At 50.7% G+C, this 24,645-nt stretch carries 22 protein-coding genes; 3 read left to right on the forward strand and 19 right to left on the reverse strand.

Annotated features, from left to right (window positions below; all coding sequences use genetic code 11):
• Positions 1-33: 33 nt before the first annotated feature.
• The 4 genes from pstB (A8990_RS18480) to A8990_RS18495 form a co-directional block, all read right to left on the reverse strand.
• Positions 34-792 carry a phosphate ABC transporter ATP-binding protein PstB gene (gene pstB / locus A8990_RS18480; protein WP_116190524.1) on the reverse strand — a complete coding sequence of 253 codons (759 nt, stop codon included), beginning with the start codon at positions 790-792 and terminating at the stop codon, positions 34-36.
• Between the two features lie 16 nt (positions 793-808).
• Positions 809-1,696: a phosphate ABC transporter permease PstA gene (gene pstA, locus A8990_RS18485; RefSeq protein WP_116190525.1), complete on the reverse strand. Its 888-nt coding sequence runs from the start codon at positions 1,694-1,696 to the stop codon at positions 809-811.
• Positions 1,693-2,601, reverse strand: a complete 909-nt coding sequence (gene pstC / locus A8990_RS18490; RefSeq protein WP_116190599.1) for a phosphate ABC transporter permease subunit PstC — start codon at positions 2,599-2,601, stop codon at positions 1,693-1,695. The genes pstA (A8990_RS18485) and pstC (A8990_RS18490) overlap by 4 nt, the downstream gene beginning before the upstream one ends.
• A 123-nt stretch (positions 2,602-2,724) precedes the next feature.
• A complete protein-coding gene (locus A8990_RS18495; RefSeq protein WP_116190526.1) occupies positions 2,725-3,675 on the reverse strand; it encodes a phosphate ABC transporter substrate-binding protein in 951 nt (316 codons plus the stop codon).
• Positions 3,676-3,866: 191 nt separating this feature from the next.
• On the opposite strand from A8990_RS18495, the gene A8990_RS18500 reads away from it, so the two are divergent.
• Positions 3,867-4,757: a LysR family transcriptional regulator gene (locus A8990_RS18500; RefSeq protein WP_116190527.1), complete on the forward strand. Its 891-nt coding sequence runs from the start codon at positions 3,867-3,869 to the stop codon at positions 4,755-4,757.
• Between the two features lie 76 nt (positions 4,758-4,833).
• On the opposite strand, the gene phoU is transcribed toward A8990_RS18500, so the two are convergent.
• The 7 genes from phoU to A8990_RS18535 all read right to left on the reverse strand — a co-directional run bounded on the left by phoU (position 4,834) and on the right by A8990_RS18535 (position 12,728).
• The gene (gene phoU / locus A8990_RS18505) at positions 4,834-5,493 is read right to left on the reverse strand and encodes a phosphate signaling complex protein PhoU (RefSeq protein WP_116190600.1); all 660 of its coding nucleotides are present in this window, start codon (positions 5,491-5,493) and stop codon (positions 4,834-4,836) included.
• 45 nt (positions 5,494-5,538) lie between these two features.
• Positions 5,539-6,309, reverse strand: a complete 771-nt coding sequence (gene pstB / locus A8990_RS18510) for a phosphate ABC transporter ATP-binding protein PstB (protein ID WP_181909659.1) — start codon at positions 6,307-6,309, stop codon at positions 5,539-5,541.
• A 655-nt stretch (positions 6,310-6,964) separates the two neighbouring features.
• Positions 6,965-8,200, reverse strand: coding sequence for a methyl-accepting chemotaxis protein (locus A8990_RS31610; protein WP_116190529.1), 1,236 nt, complete (start codon positions 8,198-8,200; stop codon positions 6,965-6,967).
• A gap of 164 nt (positions 8,201-8,364) precedes the next feature.
• A complete protein-coding gene (pstA, locus tag A8990_RS18520) occupies positions 8,365-9,273 on the reverse strand; it encodes a phosphate ABC transporter permease PstA (protein WP_116190530.1) in 909 nt (302 codons plus the stop codon).
• Entirely contained in the window at positions 9,270-10,229 is a 960-nt protein-coding gene (gene pstC, locus A8990_RS18525) for a phosphate ABC transporter permease subunit PstC (protein ID WP_116190601.1), read from the reverse strand. The genes pstA (A8990_RS18520) and pstC (A8990_RS18525) overlap by 4 nt, the downstream gene beginning before the upstream one ends.
• A 190-nt stretch (positions 10,230-10,419) precedes the next feature.
• Entirely contained in the window at positions 10,420-11,280 is an 861-nt protein-coding gene (locus A8990_RS18530; RefSeq protein ID WP_116190531.1) for a phosphate ABC transporter substrate-binding protein, read from the reverse strand.
• Between the two features lie 41 nt (positions 11,281-11,321).
• Complete coding sequence (locus A8990_RS18535; protein WP_116190532.1) at positions 11,322-12,728, reverse strand: stalk domain-containing protein; 1,407 nt, start codon at positions 12,726-12,728, stop codon at positions 11,322-11,324.
• A 409-nt stretch (positions 12,729-13,137) separates the two neighbouring features.
• Here A8990_RS18535 and A8990_RS18540 point away from each other — a divergent pair, with 409 nt between their 5' ends.
• Positions 13,138-13,716 (forward strand): GNAT family N-acetyltransferase, encoded by a 579-nt coding sequence (locus A8990_RS18540; protein WP_116190533.1) that lies wholly within the window; start codon positions 13,138-13,140, stop codon positions 13,714-13,716.
• Between the two features lie 77 nt (positions 13,717-13,793).
• Here the strand turns inward: A8990_RS18540 and A8990_RS18545 are convergent, their stop codons facing one another.
• The 4 genes from A8990_RS18545 to A8990_RS18560 all read right to left on the reverse strand — a co-directional run bounded on the left by A8990_RS18545 (position 13,794) and on the right by A8990_RS18560 (position 19,085).
• Positions 13,794-15,329 (reverse strand): MDR family MFS transporter, encoded by a 1,536-nt coding sequence (locus tag A8990_RS18545; RefSeq protein WP_181909660.1) that lies wholly within the window; start codon positions 15,327-15,329, stop codon positions 13,794-13,796.
• 47 nt (positions 15,330-15,376) lie between these two features.
• On the reverse strand, positions 15,377-15,997 hold the full coding sequence (locus A8990_RS18550; protein ID WP_116190534.1) for a PadR family transcriptional regulator: 621 nt from the start codon (positions 15,995-15,997) through the stop codon (positions 15,377-15,379).
• 1,201 nt (positions 15,998-17,198) lie between these two features.
• Entirely contained in the window at positions 17,199-18,224 is a 1,026-nt protein-coding gene (locus tag A8990_RS18555; protein WP_116190535.1) for a zinc-binding alcohol dehydrogenase family protein, read from the reverse strand.
• 21 nt (positions 18,225-18,245) lie between these two features.
• Positions 18,246-19,085: an amidohydrolase family protein gene (locus A8990_RS18560; protein WP_116190536.1), complete on the reverse strand. Its 840-nt coding sequence runs from the start codon at positions 19,083-19,085 to the stop codon at positions 18,246-18,248.
• A gap of 114 nt (positions 19,086-19,199) precedes the next feature.
• Between A8990_RS18560 and A8990_RS18565 the strand changes: the two genes are divergently transcribed.
• Complete coding sequence (locus A8990_RS18565; RefSeq protein WP_116190537.1) at positions 19,200-19,967, forward strand: endonuclease/exonuclease/phosphatase family protein; 768 nt, start codon at positions 19,200-19,202, stop codon at positions 19,965-19,967.
• A 52-nt stretch (positions 19,968-20,019) separates the two neighbouring features.
• On the opposite strand, the gene A8990_RS18570 is transcribed toward A8990_RS18565, so the two are convergent.
• From A8990_RS18570 to A8990_RS18590, 4 genes are all read right to left on the reverse strand, one after another.
• Entirely contained in the window at positions 20,020-20,925 is a 906-nt protein-coding gene (locus A8990_RS18570; RefSeq protein ID WP_116190538.1) for a fumarylacetoacetate hydrolase family protein, read from the reverse strand.
• 55 nt (positions 20,926-20,980) lie between these two features.
• Complete coding sequence (locus A8990_RS18575; RefSeq protein ID WP_116190539.1) at positions 20,981-21,754, reverse strand: SDR family NAD(P)-dependent oxidoreductase; 774 nt, start codon at positions 21,752-21,754, stop codon at positions 20,981-20,983.
• A gap of 31 nt (positions 21,755-21,785) precedes the next feature.
• Entirely contained in the window at positions 21,786-22,538 is a 753-nt protein-coding gene (locus A8990_RS18580) for an IclR family transcriptional regulator (RefSeq protein WP_245996092.1), read from the reverse strand.
• 549 nt (positions 22,539-23,087) lie between these two features.
• Positions 23,088-24,530 (reverse strand): ABC transporter substrate-binding protein, encoded by a 1,443-nt coding sequence (locus A8990_RS18590; protein ID WP_245996093.1) that lies wholly within the window; start codon positions 24,528-24,530, stop codon positions 23,088-23,090.
• Positions 24,531-24,645 lie beyond the last annotated feature (115 nt).

Here is a 24,645-nt window from a genome sequence, read left to right on the forward strand (position 1 = left end):
TCTAGTTCACCTAACAGCAATCGGATCTTTGGTTTAGCCGAAACGGCCGGAAATATAATCGTCTGTCGCTTTCTCGGACGGGTTCGTGAAGATCTTTTCCGTTCTGTCATACTCCACGACTTTACCCATATAGAAGAACGCCGTCTTGTCTGAAACGCGTGCAGCTTGGTGCATGTTATGCGTTACGATGACAATGGTGTAATCCTGCTTAAGCTCGGAGATGAGCTCCTCTACCTTCGCTGTCGATACCGGATCGAGTGCCGATGCCGGTTCGTCCATCAGAATAACCTTAGGTTTTACCGCGATGGAGCGTGCGATGCAAAGACGCTGCTGCTGGCCGCCGGACAACGCCAGTGCGGAATTGTGAAGACGGTCCTTCGTCTCATCCCACAGTGCGGCTTTGCGGAGGCAGTCCTCCACGATGTGATCAAGCTGCTTCTTATTCTTGATGCCATGATAACGAGGACCGAAAGCGATGTTCTCGTAAATCGATTTATGAAAAGGATTCGGGCGCTGCCATACCATGCCGATCTTCTGCCGAAGCAAAACGACGTCGACGCCGGGCTCATTAATATTTTCGCCATCGATCCAAATTTCCCCAGTAACGCGAGCATTGTCAATGGTATCGTTCATTCGGTTCAAGCTGCGCAGAAATGTTGATTTACCGCAGCCGGAAGGTCCGATAAGCGCTGTAACTTCACGAGGAGCGAAATCAAGCGAAACACCTTTGATCGCTTCTTTCTCGCCATAGTGCACGTGAATATTTTTTGCTGTTAAGCTTTGTGTTTCCACAGCTCGTCACTCTCCCCTATTTGGTCGCTGTAAATTTACGGTGCAGATAACGTCCAAACCATCTAGCGCCGAAGTTGAATACCAGCACCATAATGATCAGAACTGCCGAAGCGCCTGCTGCGATCTGCGATGCATCCGGTGCGAGTCCTTCGCTGTTAATTTTCCAGATGTGCACGGCAAGTGTTTCAGCCGGACGGAAAGGGTTAAGCGGCGAACGCTCGTCGAGCGGATTCCAGTTCGTGAAATCAAGGCGCGGCGAGCTCATGCCGGCTGTGAACAGCAATGCTGCTGCTTCACCGAATACACGGCCTGCAGCGAGAATGGTACCTGTTACGATTGCAGGTGTTGCAATCGGCAGCATGACGGATGTGATCGTTTTCCAGCGGGAGAGGCCAAGCGCAAGACTTGCTTCCTTCTGTTCGCGCGGAACGCCTCTTAGTGCTTGCTCCGTAATACGCACCATTAGCGGCAAGTTGAACACTGTGAGCGCCAGTGCGCCCGAGAATAATGAGAAGCCAAGTCCAAACAAGTTTACGATTACGAGCAAACCGAACAAACCGATTACGATTGAAGGGAACGACGAAAGCACTTCGACGATCAGACGGATTGTGTCCGTGAGACGGCCTGCTTTCGCATATTCACTCATATAAATGCCAGCGCCAAGGCCAAGCGGAATTGTAATGATCAGTGTAAGTACAAGCAAGAACAGCGAGTTGAACAATTGCGGTCCGATACCGCCGCCAGCCTTGATCGTCTGCGGTGCAGAAGTCAAGAAGTGCCAGCTGATATGACCAATACCGCGGAAAATAATATAGCCGAGCAAGCCCGCAAGAATGACTACGATGAGTGCGGACACAGCATAGATGACCCCTGTTGCAATGCGATCTGCAGTTTTTGCGCTCATCGATTCTTTCTCCTTTCAAGGAAGCGGACTACAAACACGAATACGAACGTCATAGCAAGCAGAATAAGTGCCAAAGACCAAAGTGCGTTGTTATGTGCAGAGCCCATAACGGTGTTACCCATATCGAGTGTAATAACGCTTGTCAGCGTCGATGCAGACTCGAACAGCGAGTGCGGGATGTGGGGCGAGTTACCGATGACCATCTGAACGGCGAGTGCTTCGCCGAATGCACGCGACATGCCGAGGACGACGCCTGTTAGAAGCGCAGGCAATGTGGTCGGGATGACGATGCGGTAGATCGTCTGCCAGCGAGTTGCGCCGAGCGCGTAAGAGCCTTCCTTAAGTCCGGCGGACAAGCCTGCCAGCGCATCGGTTGCGATTGTTGTAATGGTCGGCAGAATCATAAGCGACAATACGATCGCACCTGCCGCAATACCGATACCTTGACCCGGGAAAATCGAACGGAGTGCCGGAACGATTACGCTAAGACCAACAAAGCCGAATACAACCGATGGAATACCTGCAAGCAATTCAATAACCGGCTGCAGAATACGTTTGCCGATGCCGGGCATAATTTGAGTCATGAATACTGCTGCGCACACGCCAAGCGGTGCTGCAATCAATGCTGCAAGAAGCGAAGTGCTGAAGGAACCGAAGATAAACGGCAAGGCACCATAGAGCGGAATGTCCGCTTCCGGATCCCATTTCAATCCACCGAGCAGCCCGCTGAGGCTGACACCATCTTTGATAAATGTCGTCAAACCGCGTGAAGAAACGAAATAAACGATAGCTCCGATTGTCACGACAAGTACGAGAATACATATTGCCGTGTAGACCTTTCCTACCCACTCTTCAACCACATGCGGTTTAACCACTTTTCTTGCCCTATTTCCCTGTTGCTCCATATGATTATCTTTAACAGCGGGCCGCTCCATGGATTTCTCCCCTTCTCTGAAACAGTTTCGTATAGACCGGATGAAGCAAGAGGCAGAATGGCTCCACCTCTTGCTCGTCACCGTTTAAGCTATTTACTTCGTGATGTTACCTGCTGCGTCACGTTTAACTTGCATTTTGCCAACTGGGATATAACCAAGCTCTACAACGTCTGCGTTTTGAATTTCGTCGCTCATCAGGTAGTCGATGAATGCTTTAGCAACTTCGTTCGGCTCGCCTTTTGTATACACGTGCTCGTAAGCCCATACTGGATAGTTACCGGATACGATGTTCTCTTCTTTTGGTTCAACGCCTTCGTATTTCACTGTTTTTACAGTGTCATCAAGGTAGGAAAGCGCAAGGTAACCGATAGCGCCAGGTGTTTCGGCAACGAGCTTCTTAACAGTACCGGAGGAATCTTCTTGAATCGAACCTTGAATGTCTTCGGATTTTGTTCCGAGTGCATACTTTTCAAACGTTTTACGAGTACCGGAGCTGCTTGGACGGTTAACGATTGTAATCTTTTGATCTTTGCCGCCTAGGTCTTTCCAGTTCGTTACTTTGCCTGTGAAGATGTCAACCAACTGCTGTTTAGTCAAGTTATCAACCGATATTTCTTTGTTTACTACAGTAGCCATTGCAACAACCGCTACTTGGTGGTCAACCAATTCTTTTGCTTTATCTGCATCTGCATCAACGAACTTCTCTTCAGCGAAGATATCGGAGTTGCCGAGATCTGCTTGTCCTGCGGATACTTGAGTCAGACCAGTACCGCTGCCGCCGCCTTGAACTTGAACGGTGATGCCGGAGTATTTCGCGTCATCCATGAACTTCTTCGAAACTTGCTCGACCAGTGGTTGAAGCGCCGTGGAGCCTGCTGCCAGAAGGGAACCGCTAAGTGCTGCGCCGCCTGTATTGGCGTTACCTGTGCCAGCGTTGCCTGTGTTTGATGTACCGCCATTATTAGAGGACTCATTCTTAGAGCCGCAAGCCGCCAGACCGATTGTCAACATTAAAGCAACAACTACTAGCAATACTTTTTTCATTTCGTGATTTTTCTCCTTCCGCGCTTTGCGGTGTTTTTTGTTTTGCTTACAGAACTAATTCTACGCCCCGCTTATTAATGTGATATTTTCGATGTGTTAACGCAATGATAAAAATATATAGACGATTTGAATGTTGGAACCGTTTACTATATATTAATTTTATAAAATGATCGTGTAGGAGCTTTAATATTATGAATTTATTAAGATTTCAAATTCTGGTAATGCTAGAACGCTTGAAAAAGGTCACTTCGGTCGCGAATGAGCTCGGTTTAAAACAGCCAACCGTCAGCTTTCATATGAAAAAGCTCGAGGAAGAATGGGGAGTGCCGCTCTTTGAGATTAAGACAGGCAAAGTTCTGCTAACCGAAGCCGGGCGTCTGCTGCACCATTATGCCGCAGAGATCACCCGCATTTACAAAGAAGCCGAGATTCGGTTTGCAGCGCTTCAGCAAACGGGCAACCAACATTTCGTTATAGGTTGTACGGACATTGCTTCATCTATACTTTTTGCAAAAGACTGGTTCTCGCTCGTTAACGAAGGACTGGAGCTGCAAATGAAGTTCGAAACCGGGCCGAGTCATCTCCTCGTGGAACGGCTCAAGGAACGCTCTATCGATCTCATCGTAAACGGAGGTACCGAACTCTCCTATGAGAGCGAATCGCTGCTCCATTGCGAAGTGATTCGCGAAATGCCGCTGTCCATTTACATGGCTGATTCCCATCCATTCGCCAAGGCTGCTGCAGTCCCATCCTATCGGTTGTCTTCCTACCCTTTCGTCGCACTGGATGACATCGATTTGCAGGCATCGCTTCGTCGATGGGAGGAGCACGAGAAAGTGAAGCTCTCCATGAAGTTCAGCACGGACCGCGTTGAACAGACGCTTAGTGCGGTTCGTACAGGTCATGTTCTAGCCATGCTGCCGGAGCTTCGTTCGCCGCAGTTGCTGTCTGGTCTTGCCGGGGTGCCCTTAACTGGCGAGCAGCCCAAATATAGTTTGACCGCGATGTGGCGAACTGATTACTGGAATCCCGCGCTAATCCAGCGCATGCTGCTGTTTCTCAAGGATTTGCTAGCCCAATAACCAAAAAGCAGCTAACGAAGAATTGCCTTCGATTAGCTGCTTAGTAATTAGGAATAATAGAGGTATTCTGATTCGATTATGCGTTCAAGTCGGGACGCGAACCTGTCACCAGGTAAACAACCGATTCGCCAATATTCGTTGCGTGATCGGCGAAACGTTCGATGTAGCGGCCCACGAAGCTCAGCAGGTTCGCCTGCGAGATCGTTCTAGGATCTTCCATCATGATCGTCAGAAGCTCGCGGATAATTTGAGCGTAAAGCGCATCGACAAGGTCGTCGTCCTTCGCCATTTTGTACGCCATATTCACGTTCTCCTGAACGTAAGATTGAATCGACTCGTACGTCATCATTTGTACGATTTGAGCCATACGCGGAAGGTCGATCAGCGGCTTAATGAGTGCTTGGCCTTCCAAACGGATAACCACTTTCGCAACGTCAACGGCAAGGTCGCCCATACGCTCAAGGTCGCTCGCGATCTTGAATGCGACAAGGATTCTTCTCAGATCCTTTGCAACCGGCTGCTGCGTCGCAATGAGGCGTGAGCCGATCTCGGAAATTTTCTCCTCGATCTTGTTCAGCTCTTTATCTTCTCTAATAAGGCGCGTCGCTGATTCTGCATCGACCTTCTCAAGTGCCTCGATCGATTGCTTCAGCGCGGTTTCAACACGGCGGCCCATATCAATAATGAGTTCATTCAGTTCTTCAAGTCCGTGATCGAGCTCTCTGCGTTTTGTCATCATGATAAAATGCTTCCCCCTCTAATTGCGGCTTATATCGCTCTATTAACCGAAGCGTCCGCTAATGTAATCTTCCGTTCGTTGATCACGCGGGTTCGAGAACAGCTTCTCTGTATCGGAGAACTCTACAACTTCACCGTTCAGGAAGAATACGGTTTGGTTCGATACCCGCGCAGCTTGGTGCATGTTATGCGTTACCATGACGATCGTATATTTATCCTTCAGCTCTTGTGCAAGCTCCTCGATCTTAAGCGTCGAGATCGGGTCAAGCGCAGAAGTTGCTTCGTCCATCAGAAGTACGTCCGGGCCAACTGCGATCGCACGCGCGATGCATAGACGTTGCTGTTGACCGCCGGAGAGGCTAAGGGCCGAACGCTTCAGATGGTCCTTCACTTCATCCCACAGTGCTGCTTGACGCAAGGAAGTCTCAACGAGTTCGTCGAGCTTGCTCTTGCTGTGCGTTCCATGCAGACGCGGTCCGTAAGCGACGTTATCATAAATTGATTTCGGAAAAGGATTTGGCTGTTGGAACACCATGCCGACCTTCTTGCGAAGCGTCTCGACATCAACCTCTTTCGAATAAATATCAGCACCGCCGATTGTTATCGTGCCATCAATACGCGTGCCTGGAATCATATCGTTCATCCGATTCAACGTACGAAGAAGCGTGGACTTGCCGCAGCCGGATGGGCCGATGAAAGCCGTGATCGCTTTCTCCGGAATGTCCATCGTTACGCTCTTAAGCGCATGGAAGTTGCCGTAATACAGGTTCAATTTACGGATATCAATTAAGGTTTGCGCAGCTGTAGTTTGCATGATGAACCCCTTTCATTTGGGTAGAATGTTCGTTTCATTTCATATTGCATCTATGCTAGATTATCTTCCAATTGTCATGAATATATGTTTGATTTGTAAATTCTATATTAAAATTTCACGAAGCACGTTATGCAGCGTAATCGCGGGAGATCGGCTGAGTGGAAGGCTGGTTGAGAGTCGGGTTTTCCGACTCTCAGCCCTGGTGTTACGGCAATCTATCGCTGAGAGTCGGAAATTGCCACTCTCAGCATCGTTTCGACTGCTCTCATCAGCGTAAGCTCGCTTGAGAGTCGGTTTTTCCGACTCTCAGCCCTGGTGTTACGGCAATCTAACGCTGACAGTCGGAAATTGCCACTCTCAGCTGCTGGAGATCAGCTTGTTTGGCTTATTACCTAACCCTCCCAGCCAACTCACAACGCTTTCTCGAAGCTCAGTGCACGACTAGGTGTTCGCCGGTTTTGTCCGCTCGGAGAGAGGCTTTTCCCTCTCTCGGGCTGCGTTTAACGCGAACCTACCCAACGAGAGCGGGTTTCCCTTTCTCGTTGGGTAGGTTCTCTCAGCAGCCGAAGATCAGCTTGTGTCGCCTGTCGCCTTGCTGAGTGATTCTCTTCTCTCCATAAAAATACGACTCGCATCGCGAGTCGCATCCGTACTACTACCTAACCTGTATATCCTCCATCAACTGCTTCATTTGCTCTGTAACGCGCTGCGATTGCTGGTATGCGTCGTTCGCCAGCTTACCGATCTCGCCTGCGCTGCTGCTGTTGCCTGCTGCCGCATGGAACAGCTGCTGGAACACATCAGATGCTTCCTTGACGTACAATTGACTCGAATCCGCCTCCGACTTGCCCTCGCTTACCAAATGGACAGTCTCCTTAACGGCTTCGAGAATCGAGCCGATTAGCCCGTTAATATCGTCAGCAGATTGTTTCGTCTGCGATGCAAGCTTGCGTACCTCGTCCGCAACGACTGCGAAGCCGCGGCCATGCTCGCCTGCGCGCGCTGCCTCGATTGTCGCGTTCACCGCAAGCAGGTTGCACTGGTTCGCCAGTTCGCGAATCAGCTTCGATACTTTGCCGATTGCTCCTGCCCGGTCCTGCAGCTCGCTAATTTGAGCTTCCTGCACATTCGTACGCGCCGACAGGTTGTGGAATGCGACCGATACCTTGTCCAGCTCGTTCTTCCCTTTCAGAGTCAAATCCAGCATCGTCTGCGACATCGATTCGCCATGCTGGGAAGCTTCATGCACCTGCACGACAGAGCGGTCGATCTCGTGAATCATCGCTTCTGCACCGCGAATGGTCGCCACTTGCGTCTGTACCGTCTTCTGTTGAATGAGCCGCGACAGCTTCAGCAGATCCGACATGGTCAGAATTCCCACATAACGGTCATCCTCGGCTACAATTACGCAGTCGTACAGCGTCTTTTCATCGCGGCCAAGTGCCAGATCAAGCAGGTACTGAGGTGAAATATGCTGGTTAACAACAAGCGGGTGCTTATCCATCAGTTTCGCAATCGACTTGCCGTAATAAATTTCTCTCCCGAAGCGGTGCGTCTGAATAATCGTCAGCCGGTTCTTCATTACAAGTCCAAGCGGTTTATGCGCTTCGTTGCAGACAACGACACATTCGTTATCTGGCGCTTCCGCGAACTGTTCAATAACATCCTCGCACGAGTGGCCAATACCGACAACCGGCACGCGCCGGATGAAGGGAATCAACATTTCGTAACCAATTTCAGTGACTGCTGACATCGCTTCTGTCTGTTCTATGTTGTTAATCGCAGTTGTCTCTTCGTAGGTTGTCGTTGCAGTCGGAGCTTCAGTTGCAGTTGGAGTCAACTCCTGAGCGATTTCTAGCTCAGCTTCTCTTTCTAGCAATGAGATTGACATGACTTCTCTCCCTCCCAGGGCTATGTATCTATCTATTAACTATAGGTACAAAGCATTATCGGTAATATCGCGTTATGTTAAGCGAATGTCAAAATCCGACCTTTTTCGCATATAAACCGCAAAAAAATGGCATTACAGATCTGATCTGCAATGCCATTCATAGTTTAGCGCGTTCTGCGCGCATTCAGCCAAAGCGGAACACGGAACACAATATTGATCAGAAGAACGACGAACACGAGCACGGCTGCCGCTTTCTCAGCAATAAGCTTCGCATCCGGAACGATCGCTTCCGACTGTACGTACCACAAGTGAACCGCAAGCGTTGCACCAGGAGACAGCGGATTGAAATCCCACATCACGCCGGACGACGATACGCCAGCTGTCAGAATAATGACGGCGCTCTCACCGAACGCACGACCTGCAGTCAAACAGATCCCTGTAATAATCATGTTTAGCGCAACCGGAATCATGACGCGGCGGATCGTCTGCAGATGCGTTGCACCAAGCCCGAAGGAAGCCTGCTTCATCTCCTGCGGAACCGCACGGATCGCTTCTTCCGTTACACGCGTCAATACAGGCAAATTCAAGAACGCCAAGCTGACCGCACCACCGATAATGGTCAGACCGATATCAAGCTGCTCAACGAATAGCGCAATACCGAACAAACCGAAAATAATCGAAGGAACCGATGCGAGTCCCTCTACGCAAATACGGATAAATGCGATGAATTTGTTCGCAGGCGCGAATTCTGCCAAGTAAATCCCCGCAGCCATACCAAGCGGAATAGAGATCAATAGCGAGATGAACAGCACATAGAACGAGTTGAATAGGACTGGACCGACGCCGCCGCCTTCATCAATCTCACTAGGAAGTCCGACGAGGAAGCCAAAGTCAAGCTTAGGAAGCCCCTTCTGGAGAATCAGGAACAAGAGGCTGCAGATAAAGACGACCGTGCATACACCAATGATCCAAACGACACCAGTGAATAGGCGGTTGTTGAAATGGCTCAAGCCTCGGCGCGAAGAGAACGGGCTCGACGGTAAAGCAGTGGATTTAGTTGTGTCCGAACTCATAGTTTCACTCCTTTACCTTGAATCATACGAACAACCACAATCATAATCAGAGAAATTACGAGCAAAATAAAGCCCATCATATATAGCGCGTAGTTCCAAGTGGAATCAAACGGGACATTCGCGATTTGCATTACGATGTTACTTGTCAAAACGGACGTTGGTTTGAACAGTGCATTCGCCAGCTGAGGCGTGTTACCAATAACCATTACGACGGCCATGGTTTCACCGATCGCACGGGCCATGCCAAGAATAACTGCATACATAATGCCGCTCTTTGCAGCAGGAATTACAACTCGAGTAATCGTTTGGAACCGGGTGGAGCCTAGCGCATACGATGCATCGCGGAACTTCTTCGGAACAGCGACGATGGAATCGTCAATAATCCGGCTGATTGTCGGAAGCACCATGATCGTGAGGACGATCGCTGCGGCCAGAATGCCGTCTCCCATATTCGTGCCCGTCAACGTACGGAGCATAGGGATCAATACCGTCATGCCAAGGAAACCATAAACAACTGACGGAATACCTACAAGCAGGTCAAGAACCGGACGAAGCATGGTCTTCAGCCAACTCGGCGTCATCTCAGCCAAGAAAACCGCGATTACGACGGAGAGCGGCACGGAAATAAGCATCGTCAATAATGTGAGTGCAAACGTACCGAAAATAAAGATAAATGCACCATATTGATCATTTTCTGGTACCCAATCCGTACTGAAGAAGAACTCCTTAATTGAGACCGTTTCAAAGGTAAGCACCCCTGTGCGGCCCATAAGGAACAAGATGGAGAAAAGGATGACACAAACAAATAGGCTACTTACGATGCAGATGACTTTGAATGTCTTATTATAGAAGGTTAGCCTTGCCTTGCGGCCGAATTTCTTGCCTGATGAAGCTTTAAGACTGCTTCCCAGTTCATCCGTATTCAATACCTTGCCAGACGTGGGAACTTCAATCATGCTCATGGCGCTTTAACTCCTTTCGAATTTTCCAAGCGTAAACGGCTGTCGCCGACCACTGGTGGCAACAGTGTACGTTTCGCGGAGACACTATAGAAATTCATATGAGCGAAGCATTTGAATTCTAAAGTGTGAAGAAAAGCCAGCTTCCGAGTGTCAACTGCAGAAGCTGGCTCATTCGTTCCCTCTATTACTTCTTCATAGCGGAAAGCGGGATAAACTTAAGCTTTTTCAGAGAGCCGTTTTGGAACTTCGTGCTTTGGATGTACTCGATGAATGCTTTTACAGCGCCAGTAGGTTGGCCTTTAGTCATGTAGTAACCGTAGCCCCATACTTTGTAAGAACCGTTGATTACGTTAGCTTCTGTTGGAGCAACATTGTTGATTTTAAGTGCAGTCATTTTGCTAGTTACATATACAAGGTCGATGTAACCGATAGCGTTTGGAGTTGTTTCGATTGCTGTCTTCATGTCGCCGCTGGACTTAACTTCTTTGTAGTTAGCGCCTTTCGTCATGTAGTCAGTACCGTTCAGTGCTTTAACTTGGAAGTTAACGCGTGTACCGGAACCGAATGCACGATTGATAACGATGATATCAGCGTCTTTACCGCCAACTTCTTTCCAGTTCGTGATTTTACCGGAGAAGATACCTTGCAGGTCAGCTGTCGACAGGCTGCTTACGCCTACGTTGCTGTTCGTGATTGCTGCGAAAGGCGTAACTGCTACTTTGTTAGCTACGAGGCCAGTGAATGCTTTGAAGCCTGGCACGTCAAGGGATGCATCCCAGTCACATGCGCCGATATCAGCGATACCTTTACGAACGGATTGTGGACCAGTTACGGAACCAGCTGCCGATGCCGAGATTCTTACTTTCGGATTCAGCTTTTGGAATTCGTTCTTCGCTTGAAGCGTCAGTGGAAGAAGTGCCGAAGAACCGTTAACTACGATACGACCGCTCAATTTGCTTGCTGCGCTAGCAGAAGAAATCGAACCGAATGCGACTGTCAATGCGATTGCAGCGAACGCAACGCCTTTAAACCATTTTGTTTTCATTGAATGTAAGACTCCTCTCAATTTTTAAACAATGTAGTGAATTACTTCGTAACTTTTTTCAGTGTAGTGCCGTTTACAACTTGAACCGCGCCGTCAGCATAAACTGCAACCGGTGTGCCTGGAGCTGCGATTACTTCGCTTACGTCTGCATCGGACTTGCCGAGTTCTTCTGTTTTGCCGCTGGCAACATCCACTTTGATCAGGGAAGTTGTGTCGTCGGAGTTGATAACGAGTGCATATACAGTATCTTCAACGATTGTAGCTGCAAGAACGTCCTTGTCGCCGATCAATGTTGTCGAAGTTTTGTCAGCCTTTACAGCAACCAGTGTCGATGGCTTGCCGTCAACAACGCTAACGTATACGCCTTTCGAACCGTCAGTTGTAGTACCAACGAATACTTTGTCATCTGTTTGCGAAGTCACTTGAACCGGCTTGCCGTCTTTCACGGAAGCGTCGAAGCTGAATACTTGCGGTTCAGTACCTGTTGTGTCGATTGCTACATCGTCAGCGTCAACTGGCTTAGTAGCATCAGCAGTTACAGTACCTGGCTTAGTTACAACATAGAAGAACTTCGTGCCGTCTTTGGAAACGCTCAGGCTGGACTTGTAGTCAACCTTGTCGTTTAATACGGTGGAGATTGTGCCATCAGCTACGTTCATCTTCGCGATTACAGTTCCTTTGTCGCCTTGCAGGAAGTAGATTGCGCTGCTATCCGCTGCCCATACGAGCTCAGGCTTGATCGAGTTGTCAGTCGAAACTGTTCTCGAAGCGAAGTTGCTGCTCTTCAGGTCGATTACGCTTACGACGCCATCTTCGTTCGTGTAAGCTGCAAGCGCACCGTTCGGGGAAACTGTCAATTCGGAAGCAGATTCCGAAGCAAGAACCAGTTTGAATGCACCTGTTTTTGCGTCTACGATATAATCGTTACGGCCTGTTTCTGTCAGTTCGGAAGCGAGCAGGTGACCTGCGTCGAGCCAGCTAGCTGCGTCAGCGTGTACTTTCTGTACAGAGTCAACCGACAGTGCGCCTTCATCGTCAACATTACCGTCCACACCGAATACAGTCAGGAAATCTTCAGGAGCGATATAGTAACTTCCGCCTACGCTTTGCACTGCTTGCTCCAAAGTTACTGCTTCGCCATCAACGATCGCTTCGTTCGAACCTGCGTGAAGCTCAACCGCATGACCTGCAACGTAACCTGTTACGCCAGCTTTCACGTTAACAACGAACAATGCGCCGATCGCTGTTCCCAAGTCGCGAAGCGATACGAATGCAGCGCCTTGTGCTTGAATCGTGCGAACTTGAACCGCTGTGTCGTTAACCATCACGTTCAGTGTTGCTGCTGCCGATGTGACCCCAGTAGCTGTTGCTGCCGATACAACCCCAGTTGCTGTAGTGCTCAGCGCTGCTGCAAGTGCAGTAATCATAAGCGTTTTTTTCATAGACATTTGGCTCGTACTCACCCTTCTGGTATGGTTTCTTTTTCTTACATGGACAACATTTTCTTTCGCCAACAACTATGTACAAGATTGATTATATTTACCTATTGTTAAGAGGTCGTTAATCTAGTTCTGCGGTATTGTAAAATAAGAGTTAATCTATTGTGGATGTATTGTAAATAATATCCGCATGGCCTGAAAACCGTTTCATAGCCTGTTAAAAGCGATGTATTCGCGAAATTTCGACAATTCAAAGAGATGTTCATGCGACTAAATTCTAACCGATTCGACTCATGTCACGTTAGAAAACTGCGTCTTCTCTCATATTCCGCCAATTTTCATCTCATTTTCATCTCGTTTTAATCTTTGCGGTGTACGATATAGCTATTCACATTTTATATAGAAGGTTGATTCATTCATGGCTGTAATCAATTCGTTGTTTCGTTCGTTCCCGCTTATCCAAACCAAACGTTTGCGGCTCAGACAAATTCATGCAGCTGATGCTCCGGACGTCTTCAGCTTCTACTCGGACCCTCGTGTCATGCAGCATCAGGATTGGGCCGGGCCGCCTACTATTGAAGCGACAGCGTCGTTAATCGAATCCTGGAATGAAGCATACGTTGAACGCAAACTGTTCGCGTGGGGAATCTCTCAGCGCGAAGAGGACAAAGTGATCGGGTCCGTCATTCTGATGCCGACACGGGGGACCTTCGACGAAGTACCGCAATTTCCGTTATCGCTCGGATACGACCTGCACCCCGACTATTGGAACCGGGGCATTGCATCCGAGGCATTGGAAGGCGTGCTCGACTTTAGCCGCCAATCCATCGGATTTAATCGCATACAGGCGGAGGTGCTGCCGGAGAATAAAGCATCGCTGCGCGTGCTGCACAAGCTCGGCTTTCATGAGGAGGGCGTGCTGAAGCAATATCTCATGCATGAGGTGACGCACAAGTTTCTCGATGTCGTGATGCTGGCCCTCTTGCTGAACTCCTAACCAATAGCAACAATAAAGAAGCCTGCCGCCCAAGCAATGCTGCTTGGAACGACTGGCTTCTTAACATTCGTATTCGTTTAGTGCGAAGGACCGTATTCGCTGCTCTCTGCAATGGCATCGAGCTTCTCGCGTCCCATGAAGAACGCAAACAGCAATGCGAGTACAGAGGGGATAATCGCCCACAGGAAGGTGTAGGTGATGGAGGAGGACAGCGCCGAAACGATCTTATCGAGCACTTCCGTTGGAATAAGCTTGCGAGTTTCCGGCGTCAGAATGGCGCGCGGATCGCTCAGGTCCAGATTGGCCGGCAATTGACCGCCGCCCTCGGAGCCTGCGAACGCATCTTTGAGCTTACCAGTCATGACATGGCTCTGAATAATCCCGAAGACCGTGATGCCGATTGTCATGCCAAGCGAGCGGAGGAAGTTCAGAGTCGCGCTCGCAGCGCCGCGTTCTCTAGGCGAGAAGGAGTAGATCGCAGCATTGCTAAGTACCGAGAAAGAAGCGCCGATGCCAAGACCGACTAGAATCATGAAGATCGTTACCGTGAACCGGGTGGAATCGACACCGAGCGTCGTCAGCAAGATATTGCCGACCACAAGAATCGCGAGCGTCGGCATCATCAGCGAGCGGAACGATAGTTTCGTCATCAAGAAACCGCCGCCCGATGCCGTCACGACAGATGCAAGCATCATCGGCAGCAGGACGAGACCTGCGTTCGTTGCTTTACCGCCAAGTACACCTTGAATGAAGATCGGAATGTAAACAGACGCTGTAATAAACGCCGCGCCGCTGAACATGGCCATCGCGTTGCTGGTCCAGTACAACCGTTTGCGGAACATGCCGAAGCTGATAATCGGTTCAGCCACTCGGCGCTCGATGAATATGAACGAAATGAGCATCACGGCAAAGCCTGCGAACAGACCGATAATTTGTGCGGAATCCCATGCATAGGTTTTGCCGCCAAGCTCAAGCGCAAACATGAGGCAGATAATGCCGGCTACGAGTGTAAAGGCGCCGCCGTAGTCGATCTTCTGCTTGGAGTGCTCCACCGACTCTTTATAAAAGAAAGCGATCATAATGAATGCGATCAGACCAAGCGGCAGGTTAATGTAGAAAATCCATTCCCACTTGATATAGTCCGTAATGTACGCACCAAGCAGCGGGCCAAAAATACTCGACATGCCGAACACGGCTCCGAACAAGCCGCCAAGCTTGCCGCGGCTCTCAAGCGGCACGGCGTCGAACATAATCGTGAACGCAATCGGCACGAGCGCGCCGCCGCCGATCCCTTGAATCGCACGGTAAATGCTAAGCTCTACAATGGAATGCGCCGTTCCGCAAAGAATGGAACCGAGCATGAATACCAAAATACCGAATATAAAAAACCGTTTGCGTCCGTACATATCGGACAGCTTGCCGAAGATCGGCATCCCTGCCATCTCCGCTACCATGTAGGCGGATGTAACCCATACGAATTTATCCATCCCGCCGAGATCGTGGACGATCGTTCCCATCGCTGTCGCGACGATCGTATTGTCCATGGATGCCATTAGAATACCTAGCAGCAAACCAGCGACTACAATCCCTACATTATTTCGCTGCGCCATCATTGTGTGTAGTTCCCCTCCAATTGTTTGTTGTTTGTTTTACGTCTTCGTCAGAGCTCATCCTCGAACACCGGAACCGAGTACTTCCATACCTGCTCCCCGTCCTGAAGCTCCGTCATGCTCCCATCCTTAATATCGCGGACAAAAGACTGCAGCCAGTTCAGCTCGGATTCCAGCTGATGCACGATGAATTGCGACTCCGCAATGAAGATACGCGCAAGCCCCTTGGCCAGCACGAGCTCGATACCGGCACGCCGCTCCACGATATCTTTCTGAATGTAGCCGATACGCTGGTGGAACAGCTGGATCGTCTCCTGCGGCGCAATGTGACCGATGAGCGACAGCGCTGCAGGGAAATGCGGATACTCCTTCACTGGGGAGTAGATCAGCTCTCTGAGCCACTCATGGAAGCCTTCACGGCCAGCATCCGTCGGCGAATAGATCGTACGCTCAGGATGCTTCCCCTCCCGCTCCGTCTGCAGCGGCACAATCCACTTCTGCTTAAGCAGCGATTCCACAGTGGAATAGAGCGAGCCGTTGTTCAGCTTAATCACATCCGGAATGCCGCGCTGCTTCATCGTTGCGGAAATCTCATACGGATGCATCGGTTTCTCATGGAGCAATGACAAGACAGCCAGTGCCAGCATGTTGTTCACTTTCCGTTTAATCATCTTTCATAAACTCCTTCGAAACGTAGTAACATCGCATAGTCCATTTCGACTATACGAAATCGGATGTACAAAGTCAACGGTCTCGGGACTGATTTAGGCGGGAGCTATTCCGACACCGCCCGTACTAGGCGCAGCTCATATGTATTCGCGCTAAGAAAGAGCGTATTTGCTCTCTCTCACGCAAAAAGACGCGACTCTATCGCTGAGAGTGCTGATTTGGCACTCTCAGCGGAGGAAACTGCCCGAGTAAGGCGATTTTTGAAGCTGAGAGAGCGGATTTGCTCTCTCACACGCAAAAAGCCGCGACACTATCGCTGAGAGTGCTGATTTGGCACTCTCAGCGGAGGAAACAGTCCGAGTAGGGCGATTTTTGAAGCTGAGAGAGCGTATTTGCTTTCTCACACGCAAAAAGCCGCGACACTATCGCTGAGAGTGCTGATTTGGCACTCTCAGCGGAGGAAACTGCCCGAGTAAGGCGATTTTTGAAGCTGAGAGAGCGGATTTGCTCTCTCACACGCAAAAAGCCGCGACACTATCGCTGAGAGTGCTGATTTGGCACTCTCAGCGGAGGAAACAGCCCGAGTAGGGCGATTTTTGAAGCTGAGAGAGCGTATTTGCTCTCTCACACGCAATAAGCCGCGACTCTATCGCTGAGAGTGCTGATTTGGCACTCTCAGCGGAGGAAACAGCCCATCTATGGCGATTTTTGCGTGTGAGAGAGCGTATTTGCTCTCTCACACGCAAAAAGCCGGTACTCTATCGCTGAGAGTGCTGATTTGGCACTCTCAGCGGAGGAAACAGCCCGAGTAAGGCGATTTTTGAAGCTGAGAGATCGAATACCTCATTCGAGGCGCTAGGCTGAGGTATCCTTCAGTTGGAGTGGACTGAGCATCGGAATGAAATCCGATTCAACACAAAATTAAAAGCCCAAAGTACATCGTGTGTACATTGGGCTTGCCGGAAGTGCCCTGCGGATGCCCGCCCCCGCGAGGAGCTCATCGTTCCCAGCAACCGTTAGAAATTTAATATCGGCATTTGGAGCGATCTAGACGCAGTGATAGCCGTTAGAATTGCGAGCGAGCGGCTATGCTATGCGACTCGAGAACAAGCTTACCGAATGAAACGTAGTTACATGTAGGACATGATTGTCGCATTCCATGCCATTATGGGAATTGCCGTGACGCGCCATCTCCTCTATTAATTAAAGCTCCACCATCGCTTTAATAACGCCCGTTCTAGGATCGAGCCAGCTCGGAAAATGATCCGTCATCTCATCAAACGCCGCCCGGTGCGTAATGTACCCATCGACGTCGATCGCCCCGCTCCGCATCAACGAAAGCACGGTGTCGAAGTCTTCCGGCAGCGCGTTGCGGCTGGCCAGCAGCGTAAGCTCTCGCTTATGGAACTCCGGGTCATTGAACGTGATATCCGCGCGAACAAGACCAACATACACAAGCCTGCCGCCATGCGCGGAATAATTGAACGCATTCATCATCGACTTCGCGTTGCCAGTCGCATCGAAGACGACCGGCGCAAGCTCGCCGCCGGTCAATGCTGCAAGCTCCTCGAGCGGATTATCGCCCAGCGCGTTCACCGTATGATCGGCTCCTGCCCATGAGCGGCAAAATTGCAGCCGGTCTTCGTTCACGTCCATTGCGATGACCGTCGCCCCCAGCGCTTTGGCGATCCGCATCACGCCAAGCCCGATCGGGCCGCCGCCGATAACAAGCGCCGTCTCGCCCGCTTGCAGACCCGAGCGACGCACCGCATGAGCGCCGATCGCCAGCGGCTCCACCGTCGCGGCTTGCTCGAGAGTCAAATCGTTCACGGACAGCAACAGCTTCGTCGGTACCGCGAGCAGCTCGCGCATGCCTCCATCCACGTGAACGCCAAGCACCTGCATGCTCGTGCAGCAGTTCGTCCGCCCGCTGCGGCAGGCGATGCAGGCGCCGCAGGCGATATACGGAATCACCGCCACCTGATCGCCTACATGCAGCCCTTGTTCATTCGGCACCGCGATACGTTCAATCGTGCCTGACAGCTCATGCCCGAGAATCCGCGGGTATTGAAAGAACGGCTGATTGCCCTTGAACGCGTGAAGATCGGTGCCGCAAATGCCGATGCGGCGTACTCGGATAATCGCCTCTCCAGCCTTTAACTCACCGGCGGGAGGCTCCGTCTCTGTTACAAGCCATTGATCCGGCTGCTCACATATAATCGTTCTCATCGCACTGCCATCCTCCCAGGATTAGGTTAACTTATAGAAATCAGCGGCGTTCCCGCCGTAGACAGCCTCCAGCTCCTCCGCACCAAGCGAAGACGGCAGCGAGGAAGCAAGTACATCGCACACATCGCCATAGCTGCCGGCGAGCAAGCAAACCGGCCAATCGCTGCCGAACATAACGCGCTTCGTACCGAATATATCAACGATATGCCGCACATACGGCGCGAACTGCTCTGCATTCCATTCCGTATGGTTCGCTTCTGTAATCATACCGGACAGCTTGCAATAGACGCCTGGGAACGACTCCGCGATCTCCTTCATCTGGCTCGCCCACGGCTCCATCACACCTTCGCCGATCCGCGGCTTTGCTATGTGGTCAATGACGGCATGCAGGCCCGGCACTTGCTTCAGCAGCTCGATTGCTGCGGCCAGCTGATGCGACACAAGCAGCAGATCGACCGGCAGCTGAATCTCCGCCAGCTCGCGCAGCGCTTCCACCATATGCGGCTGAAGAACGTCGCTCGCATAAGTCATTTCTTGAATCATGACGCGGATGCCGACGAACTTCGGATGCGCGGAGAACGCCTCCAGCACTTGACGCCACTTAGGATCGCCAAAATCAAGCCAGCCGACGACGCCAGCCACCGATTCCGACGCTTCCGCAATTTGCAGCATATATTCCGTCTCCGCATGCGTCGCCGCAGCCTGGACAATAATGGTGCGGGACACTCCAGCGCATTCAAGCTCCGGCTCCAAGTTCTCAGGTCCATAATCACGATAAAGAGCCGGCCCCGCTTCAGGCGTCAGCCAGCCGTAATCGCCGCGTTCAAGCTTCCAATAATGCTGATGCGCATCAATTCTCATGTTAGGTAGCACCTCTTTTTGATATCGAATTCGTACGTTCTTCGTTTATAATAAGGACATGCTGTAAGCGCTTTGATTTCCATCTATTCTAATTTACAGGAGGACTCGGCTTATATGGGACTTAAACTTCATATTATGACGTTCAATTTGAGAGTTCATGTGCTGGACGATGGTGACAATGCCTGGCCGAACCGGATAGCAGAAGCAGCGGAAGCGATCAAACACGCGCAGGCCGACATCGTATGCACGCAGGAAGGCACGCCGTCCATGCTCCGGGATCTGCAAGAGCTGCTGCCCGAGTATCGCTCGCTTGGAGCAAGCCGGAGCAGCGGTACGGAAGACGAATGCTGCGCGATATTTTACAAATCCGATGTCGTTACGCTCAAGGAAAGCGGTCATTTCGGCTTATCCGAGCATCCGGAGCAGCTAGGCTATATGAGCTGGGATACCGCATGTCCTCGCATGTGCACATGGGCGAAATTCAGCAATCGGGAAGGCGGCGAATGGATCGTCTATAACACCCATCTCGATCATGTCTCCGAAGAAGCGAGGCAGAAGGGCATTCAGCTAATCCTCTCCAGAATGAACAGTGCTCGAATCCAGCTCCCAGCCATGCTGACCGGTGACTTCAACTGTGAACCGGAGAGCAGCGTCATCGAACTCATTAACGAGGCCGGTCTTACCTCCGCTTTTAGCGTCTTGGACGAGCCGTTATCCCGCACTTATCATGCGTTTCAAGGCGGCGACACGGGAAGTCCGATTGATTATATCTATGTTTCGCAGAATACCCGCTTAGTCTCTTGCGTCATCGACCGCAGCCTTTACAATGGACGTTATCCGTCCGACCACTACCCGATCACAGCTGCCGTTATCCCGAACTAGATGTCTAGTAAAAAGGAGTGCCTCGGCACTCCTTTTTGATGTGTCTAATATCCTATCCTTGATCTGCCACAAAACGGTTCGTAAGCGCGCCGAGCTTCTCAATCTCGATCGTCACTTCATCGCCAGGCTTCAGATAGACTTGCTGCTCCGGCGGCAAGCCGAGCACGACGCCTTCAGGTGTTCCTGTGAGGATAATGTCGCCAGGCACAAGCGTCATATGCTGCGAAACGTAGCTGACAATCTCATCACAGTGGAAAATCATATCCGATGTGTTCGACGATTGGCGCACTTCGCCGTTTACAGTCGATTTGATCCACAGGTCGTTCGGATTGCCGACTTCATCAGCCGTTACGAGGTATGGTCCAAGCGGACTGAAATCGTCGCAGGTCTTGCCAAGCAGCCACTGATGCGTGCGAAGCTGCAGGTCGCGAGCCGACAGGTCATTGACTGCACAATAACCGAATACATGGCTGAGCGCATCTTCTTTGGCTACATACTTCGTCTTCTTGCCGATTACGATAACTAGTTCCGCTTCATAGTCCAGCTTCTCCGTTACTTTCGGTACGGCGATGTCCTTCAAGTTGCCTGTCAGCGTGTTGTTGAATTTATTGAACAGAATCGGGTATTCCGGAATCGGGGCATTCGTTTCTTCCGCATGCTTGCGGTAGTTGAGGCCGACGCAGATGATTTTGTTCGGCTCGGTAACGCATGGTCCCCATTCGATATCGCTCTCCCCCCGCACATATGCAGCACCGCCATCTACTGGCAATGCATCAACATAGCTGCGAAGCGCTGCGAGTGCTGCATCTCCGCCTTCAATAACTGCTGTTACTGTCGTTGGTACCTCTTGCTCCGCCTTCACAGCCTGAAGCGCTTCTTCAATATCGATAATGATACCGTTTGCCGCTGCAACGCCAAGCGCGTTACGGCCCTGTTTCGAAATGCTAACTAGTTTCATATTGCTCGATAACCTCCACTCAAAATAATAGTAAACTGCTATGAAAATATTCGCGTTAAGCGTTCTTGCCGAATACAACGCCACCGTCTACATAGAACGGCGAACCCATAACGAACGAGGATTCATCCGAAGCGAGGAACAGGGCAGCTTTCGCTACATCCTCCGGATAGCCAAGCTCTTCGCTCAGCTGGCGCTTCTTCAGACCTTTGATCGCTTCCTCTGGATTATCGTAAGACTTTTTCAAATAATCTTCTACAAATGGAGTCATGATCGTGCCTGGCAGAAGCGCATTCACACGAATGCCATACGGCGCATAGTCAACCTGCATCGATTTCGTCAGCGCGAGTACAGCGCCTTTCGTTGCAGCATAAGAAGCACGGCGTGCGAGCCCGATCTCCGCGATACAGGAGGACATGTTAATGATAGAGCCGCTGCGGCGTTCCATCATGTGCGGGATCACATACTTGCTCGGCAGGAAGACGCCGCGAATGTTTACATTAATGACGCGATCCCAAGCTTCCGGCTCGATTTCGTGCAGCACGCCTACGCCGCTAATGCCGGCATTGTTGAAGAGCACGTCGATAACGCCGTAATGAGCGATAATTTGATCCACCATTGCGGATACTTCATCCGGTTTCGTAACGTCGGCGCGAATGAAGATCGCTTCGCCGCCAGCCGCCTCAATCTGTTGCACCGTCTCTTGGCCATGCTGCTCATTCAAATCGTTTATGACCAGCTTCGCCCCTTCGCTCGCGAACAGCAGCGCTGTCGCTTTACCGATACCTGAACCTGAGCCTGTAATGAGAATCACTTTATTTTGCAACCGCATGCCTCTCATCTCCCTATTCATAATAGTCGTGCTAAACGGATAACCGTCTTGCTAAATCCTGCATTTCTGCCCTTGCTTGTTCGGATTTGACCGCCCATTGATGCAGCAGCATCGAACAGCTGACCGCGGCTTGTTCCCCGCTGCCAGCACGGATCGGAGCCGCTACACAGCGAAAGCCCATGACCGATTCCTGATCGTCCAGCGCAAAGCCGTGTGCACGAATCGTTTCCAGCTGCTTAAACAACTCCGTTCGCGAGCCGATCGTATGCGGCGTCAACTGCTCCAGCTGCTCCTGCGGATACAGCCGAAGCAGCTCTTCCTCGCTTAGCTGGGCCAGCATCGCTTTGCCCAAAGCAGTCGCGTGCGCCGGCAGTCTCATGCCTGGCTCTGATTGGAGCCGCACCGGGGATACCGCTTCGAGCTTCCCTAAGTAGAGCACCTGATCGCCCGCGCGCTTCGCAAGTTGAACCGTCTCCTGCAGCCGATCCCGCGTGCCGGCCGCTTCCTCTTGAAACGACTGATGCAGATCGTACTGCTTCAAATACGAGGAACCGAATTCGGCAAAAGCGTGCCCGAGCGAGTATGTATCTCCCCCGCTCCCGCTGCGTTTGACCCAGCCGAGCGTCTCCATCGTGTTCAGGAGCGAGAACATGGAGCTCTTGTTAATGTCCAGCTGCCGCGAAAGATCGATCAGCTTCAGCTTGGCCGGCTCTTTGGCAAGAACGGCCAGCACTTTATCAGCCTTCTCTAACGCAGGCACCCAATATTTGCGTTCCTCTGACACAACAATCGCCTCATCCATCTTCGTTTGGTTTAATATATCAAACCAACTTCTATATAGTAAACTGATCTATCTCCAATATAGCTCGCACTGCTTCTAATTTCAATACAAAAAAATTAGTGAGGCGTATTCCAGGCGCACGGGTTGCATGGTGCGAGGTGCGGCCGAGCTCTAAGGAACTCCAGCGACACTAAGCAGGCGGAATTGGCGGTTTTGGAATTCTAAGGAACTCCACACACGCTATTTACGCGTTTTGAGGCGTATTCCAGTCATAAGACACCTAATAACGTTACTGGAGTTCCTTAGCGCGTCAGCTAGACGATATTTCGGCAAATAGGCGCTGTACGGTTCCTTAGGAGGTGCGGCGTGCAGGGTGCGAGGTGCATGGTGGGAGGTGCAGGTGCAGGTGCGTTCACAGATGTTTGCGATACTTTTGAAATGGTGCCCATCGCATGGAAAACCGCGAGAAAAGGACCTCAAACTCCACTACAATCTGGAGGTTGAGATCCTATTTCTCGAGATCATTCCATTCAAGGTGAATCTAAAACCGGCTTATTTCTTTACCGTCTTGTTGTAGACATCAATTTTCTCTGTAATTTGCTTCGCCGCATCGTCAAGCGCAGCCTTCGTATCCTTCTTGCCTGTGAACACTTCTTCAATCGCGCCTTCTACTGTTTGGCGAGCTTCTGGGAATACGCCCATAACAGCGCCTTGGCTTGCTGTGCTCGGCTTGGAAGCGTGAAGCTGGTCAACAGCTGTTTGGAACTGTGGATATTTCGCCAGGTTATCTTTTACGATTTGCTCATCATACGCTTTAGTCGTAATTGGGAAGTAGCCTGTGTTGATGTGCCATTGTGCTTGAACTGCAGGCTCAGCCAGGTACTTGATGAATTCCCAAGCAGCCTTCTGCTCTTCGTCCGACTTGTTGTTCATAATCCACAAGCTCGCGCCGCCTACAACAACGCCGCCTTCGGAAGAAGCGTCCGGCTTAGGCAGGAAAGCTGTACCTACTTCGAACTTGCCAGCTGCGCCGTCAACAATGCCGCGCAGGGAAGCTGTCGAATCAAGTGTCATCCCGATTTGACCAGCAAGGAATGCTTTTTTCGTGTCGTCTGTTTTACGGCCAAGGTTCAGAATGGACTTGTTATCCACCATGCCCTTCCACCAGTTCAGCGTATTTACAGCTGCATCCTGGTTTACGAGCGATTCTGTAGCGGAGCTGTCGCGGCCGTTACCGTTATTAACGAGGTCTTTACCTTGGTTCGCGAGCAATTGCTCCATGAACCAACCATAGATCGCGAAGGATCCGCCAGTCACATTGCCCCCCGTCAGTTTCTTCGCATCGTCAGCTACCTCTTGGTAAGTCGTAGGCGCTTTGTCAATGCCGGCTTTTGTGAACAGATCCTTGTTATAGTAAAGAATTGGATTGGATGTGTTAAAAGGCATGGAGTATTGCTTGCCATCAAACGTATAGTAGCTGCGGATGTTCGGTTCGAGCGAAGACACGTCGTAGTTATCCGCGTCGATGAACTGTTGAACTGGCGTAACCGCACCGGAGTCAATCATGAATCTGGAACCGATCTCATACACCTGAATCAAAGATGGGCCGGATTTCGAATCCATCGATGCTTTGAGCTTGTTCAAGCTCTCATCATAAGTGCCTTGGAATACGCCTTCTACCTGGATATCCGGGTGCGAGGCATTGAAGTCAGCTACCAGCTTGTCTGCAGCAGTGCCAAGCTCGCCGCTCATGGAGTGCCACCATACCACTTTTACCGGCTCTTTGGCTGGTTCAGTCGTTGCAGCTGTGTTCGTGCTTGTGGAGTTGGTCGTGTTGGCCGAATTTGCAGTTGTGTTCGCCGCATTGGAAGTCGAGACATTCGTTGCCTGGTTAGCGTTTTTACCGCCATTGTCAGGGTTTGAAGCACAAGCGGATAGAGGCAGCACGAGCATCGCCGCCGCTGGCAAAACCAATTTCCAATTTCCTTTAACCATGTTGAATCTCTCTCCCTTTCCACTGTAACCATATTTATATATTTGGTAAGTCCCGAAGGACGCGTACCCTGAGATAAAAAAATGATAGTAATTTCGCCTTGAAACCATGCAACCT

The organism is Paenibacillus taihuensis, assembly GCF_003386535.1.
Lineage (GTDB): Bacteria > Bacillota > Bacilli > Paenibacillales > Paenibacillaceae > Paenibacillus_Z > Paenibacillus_Z taihuensis.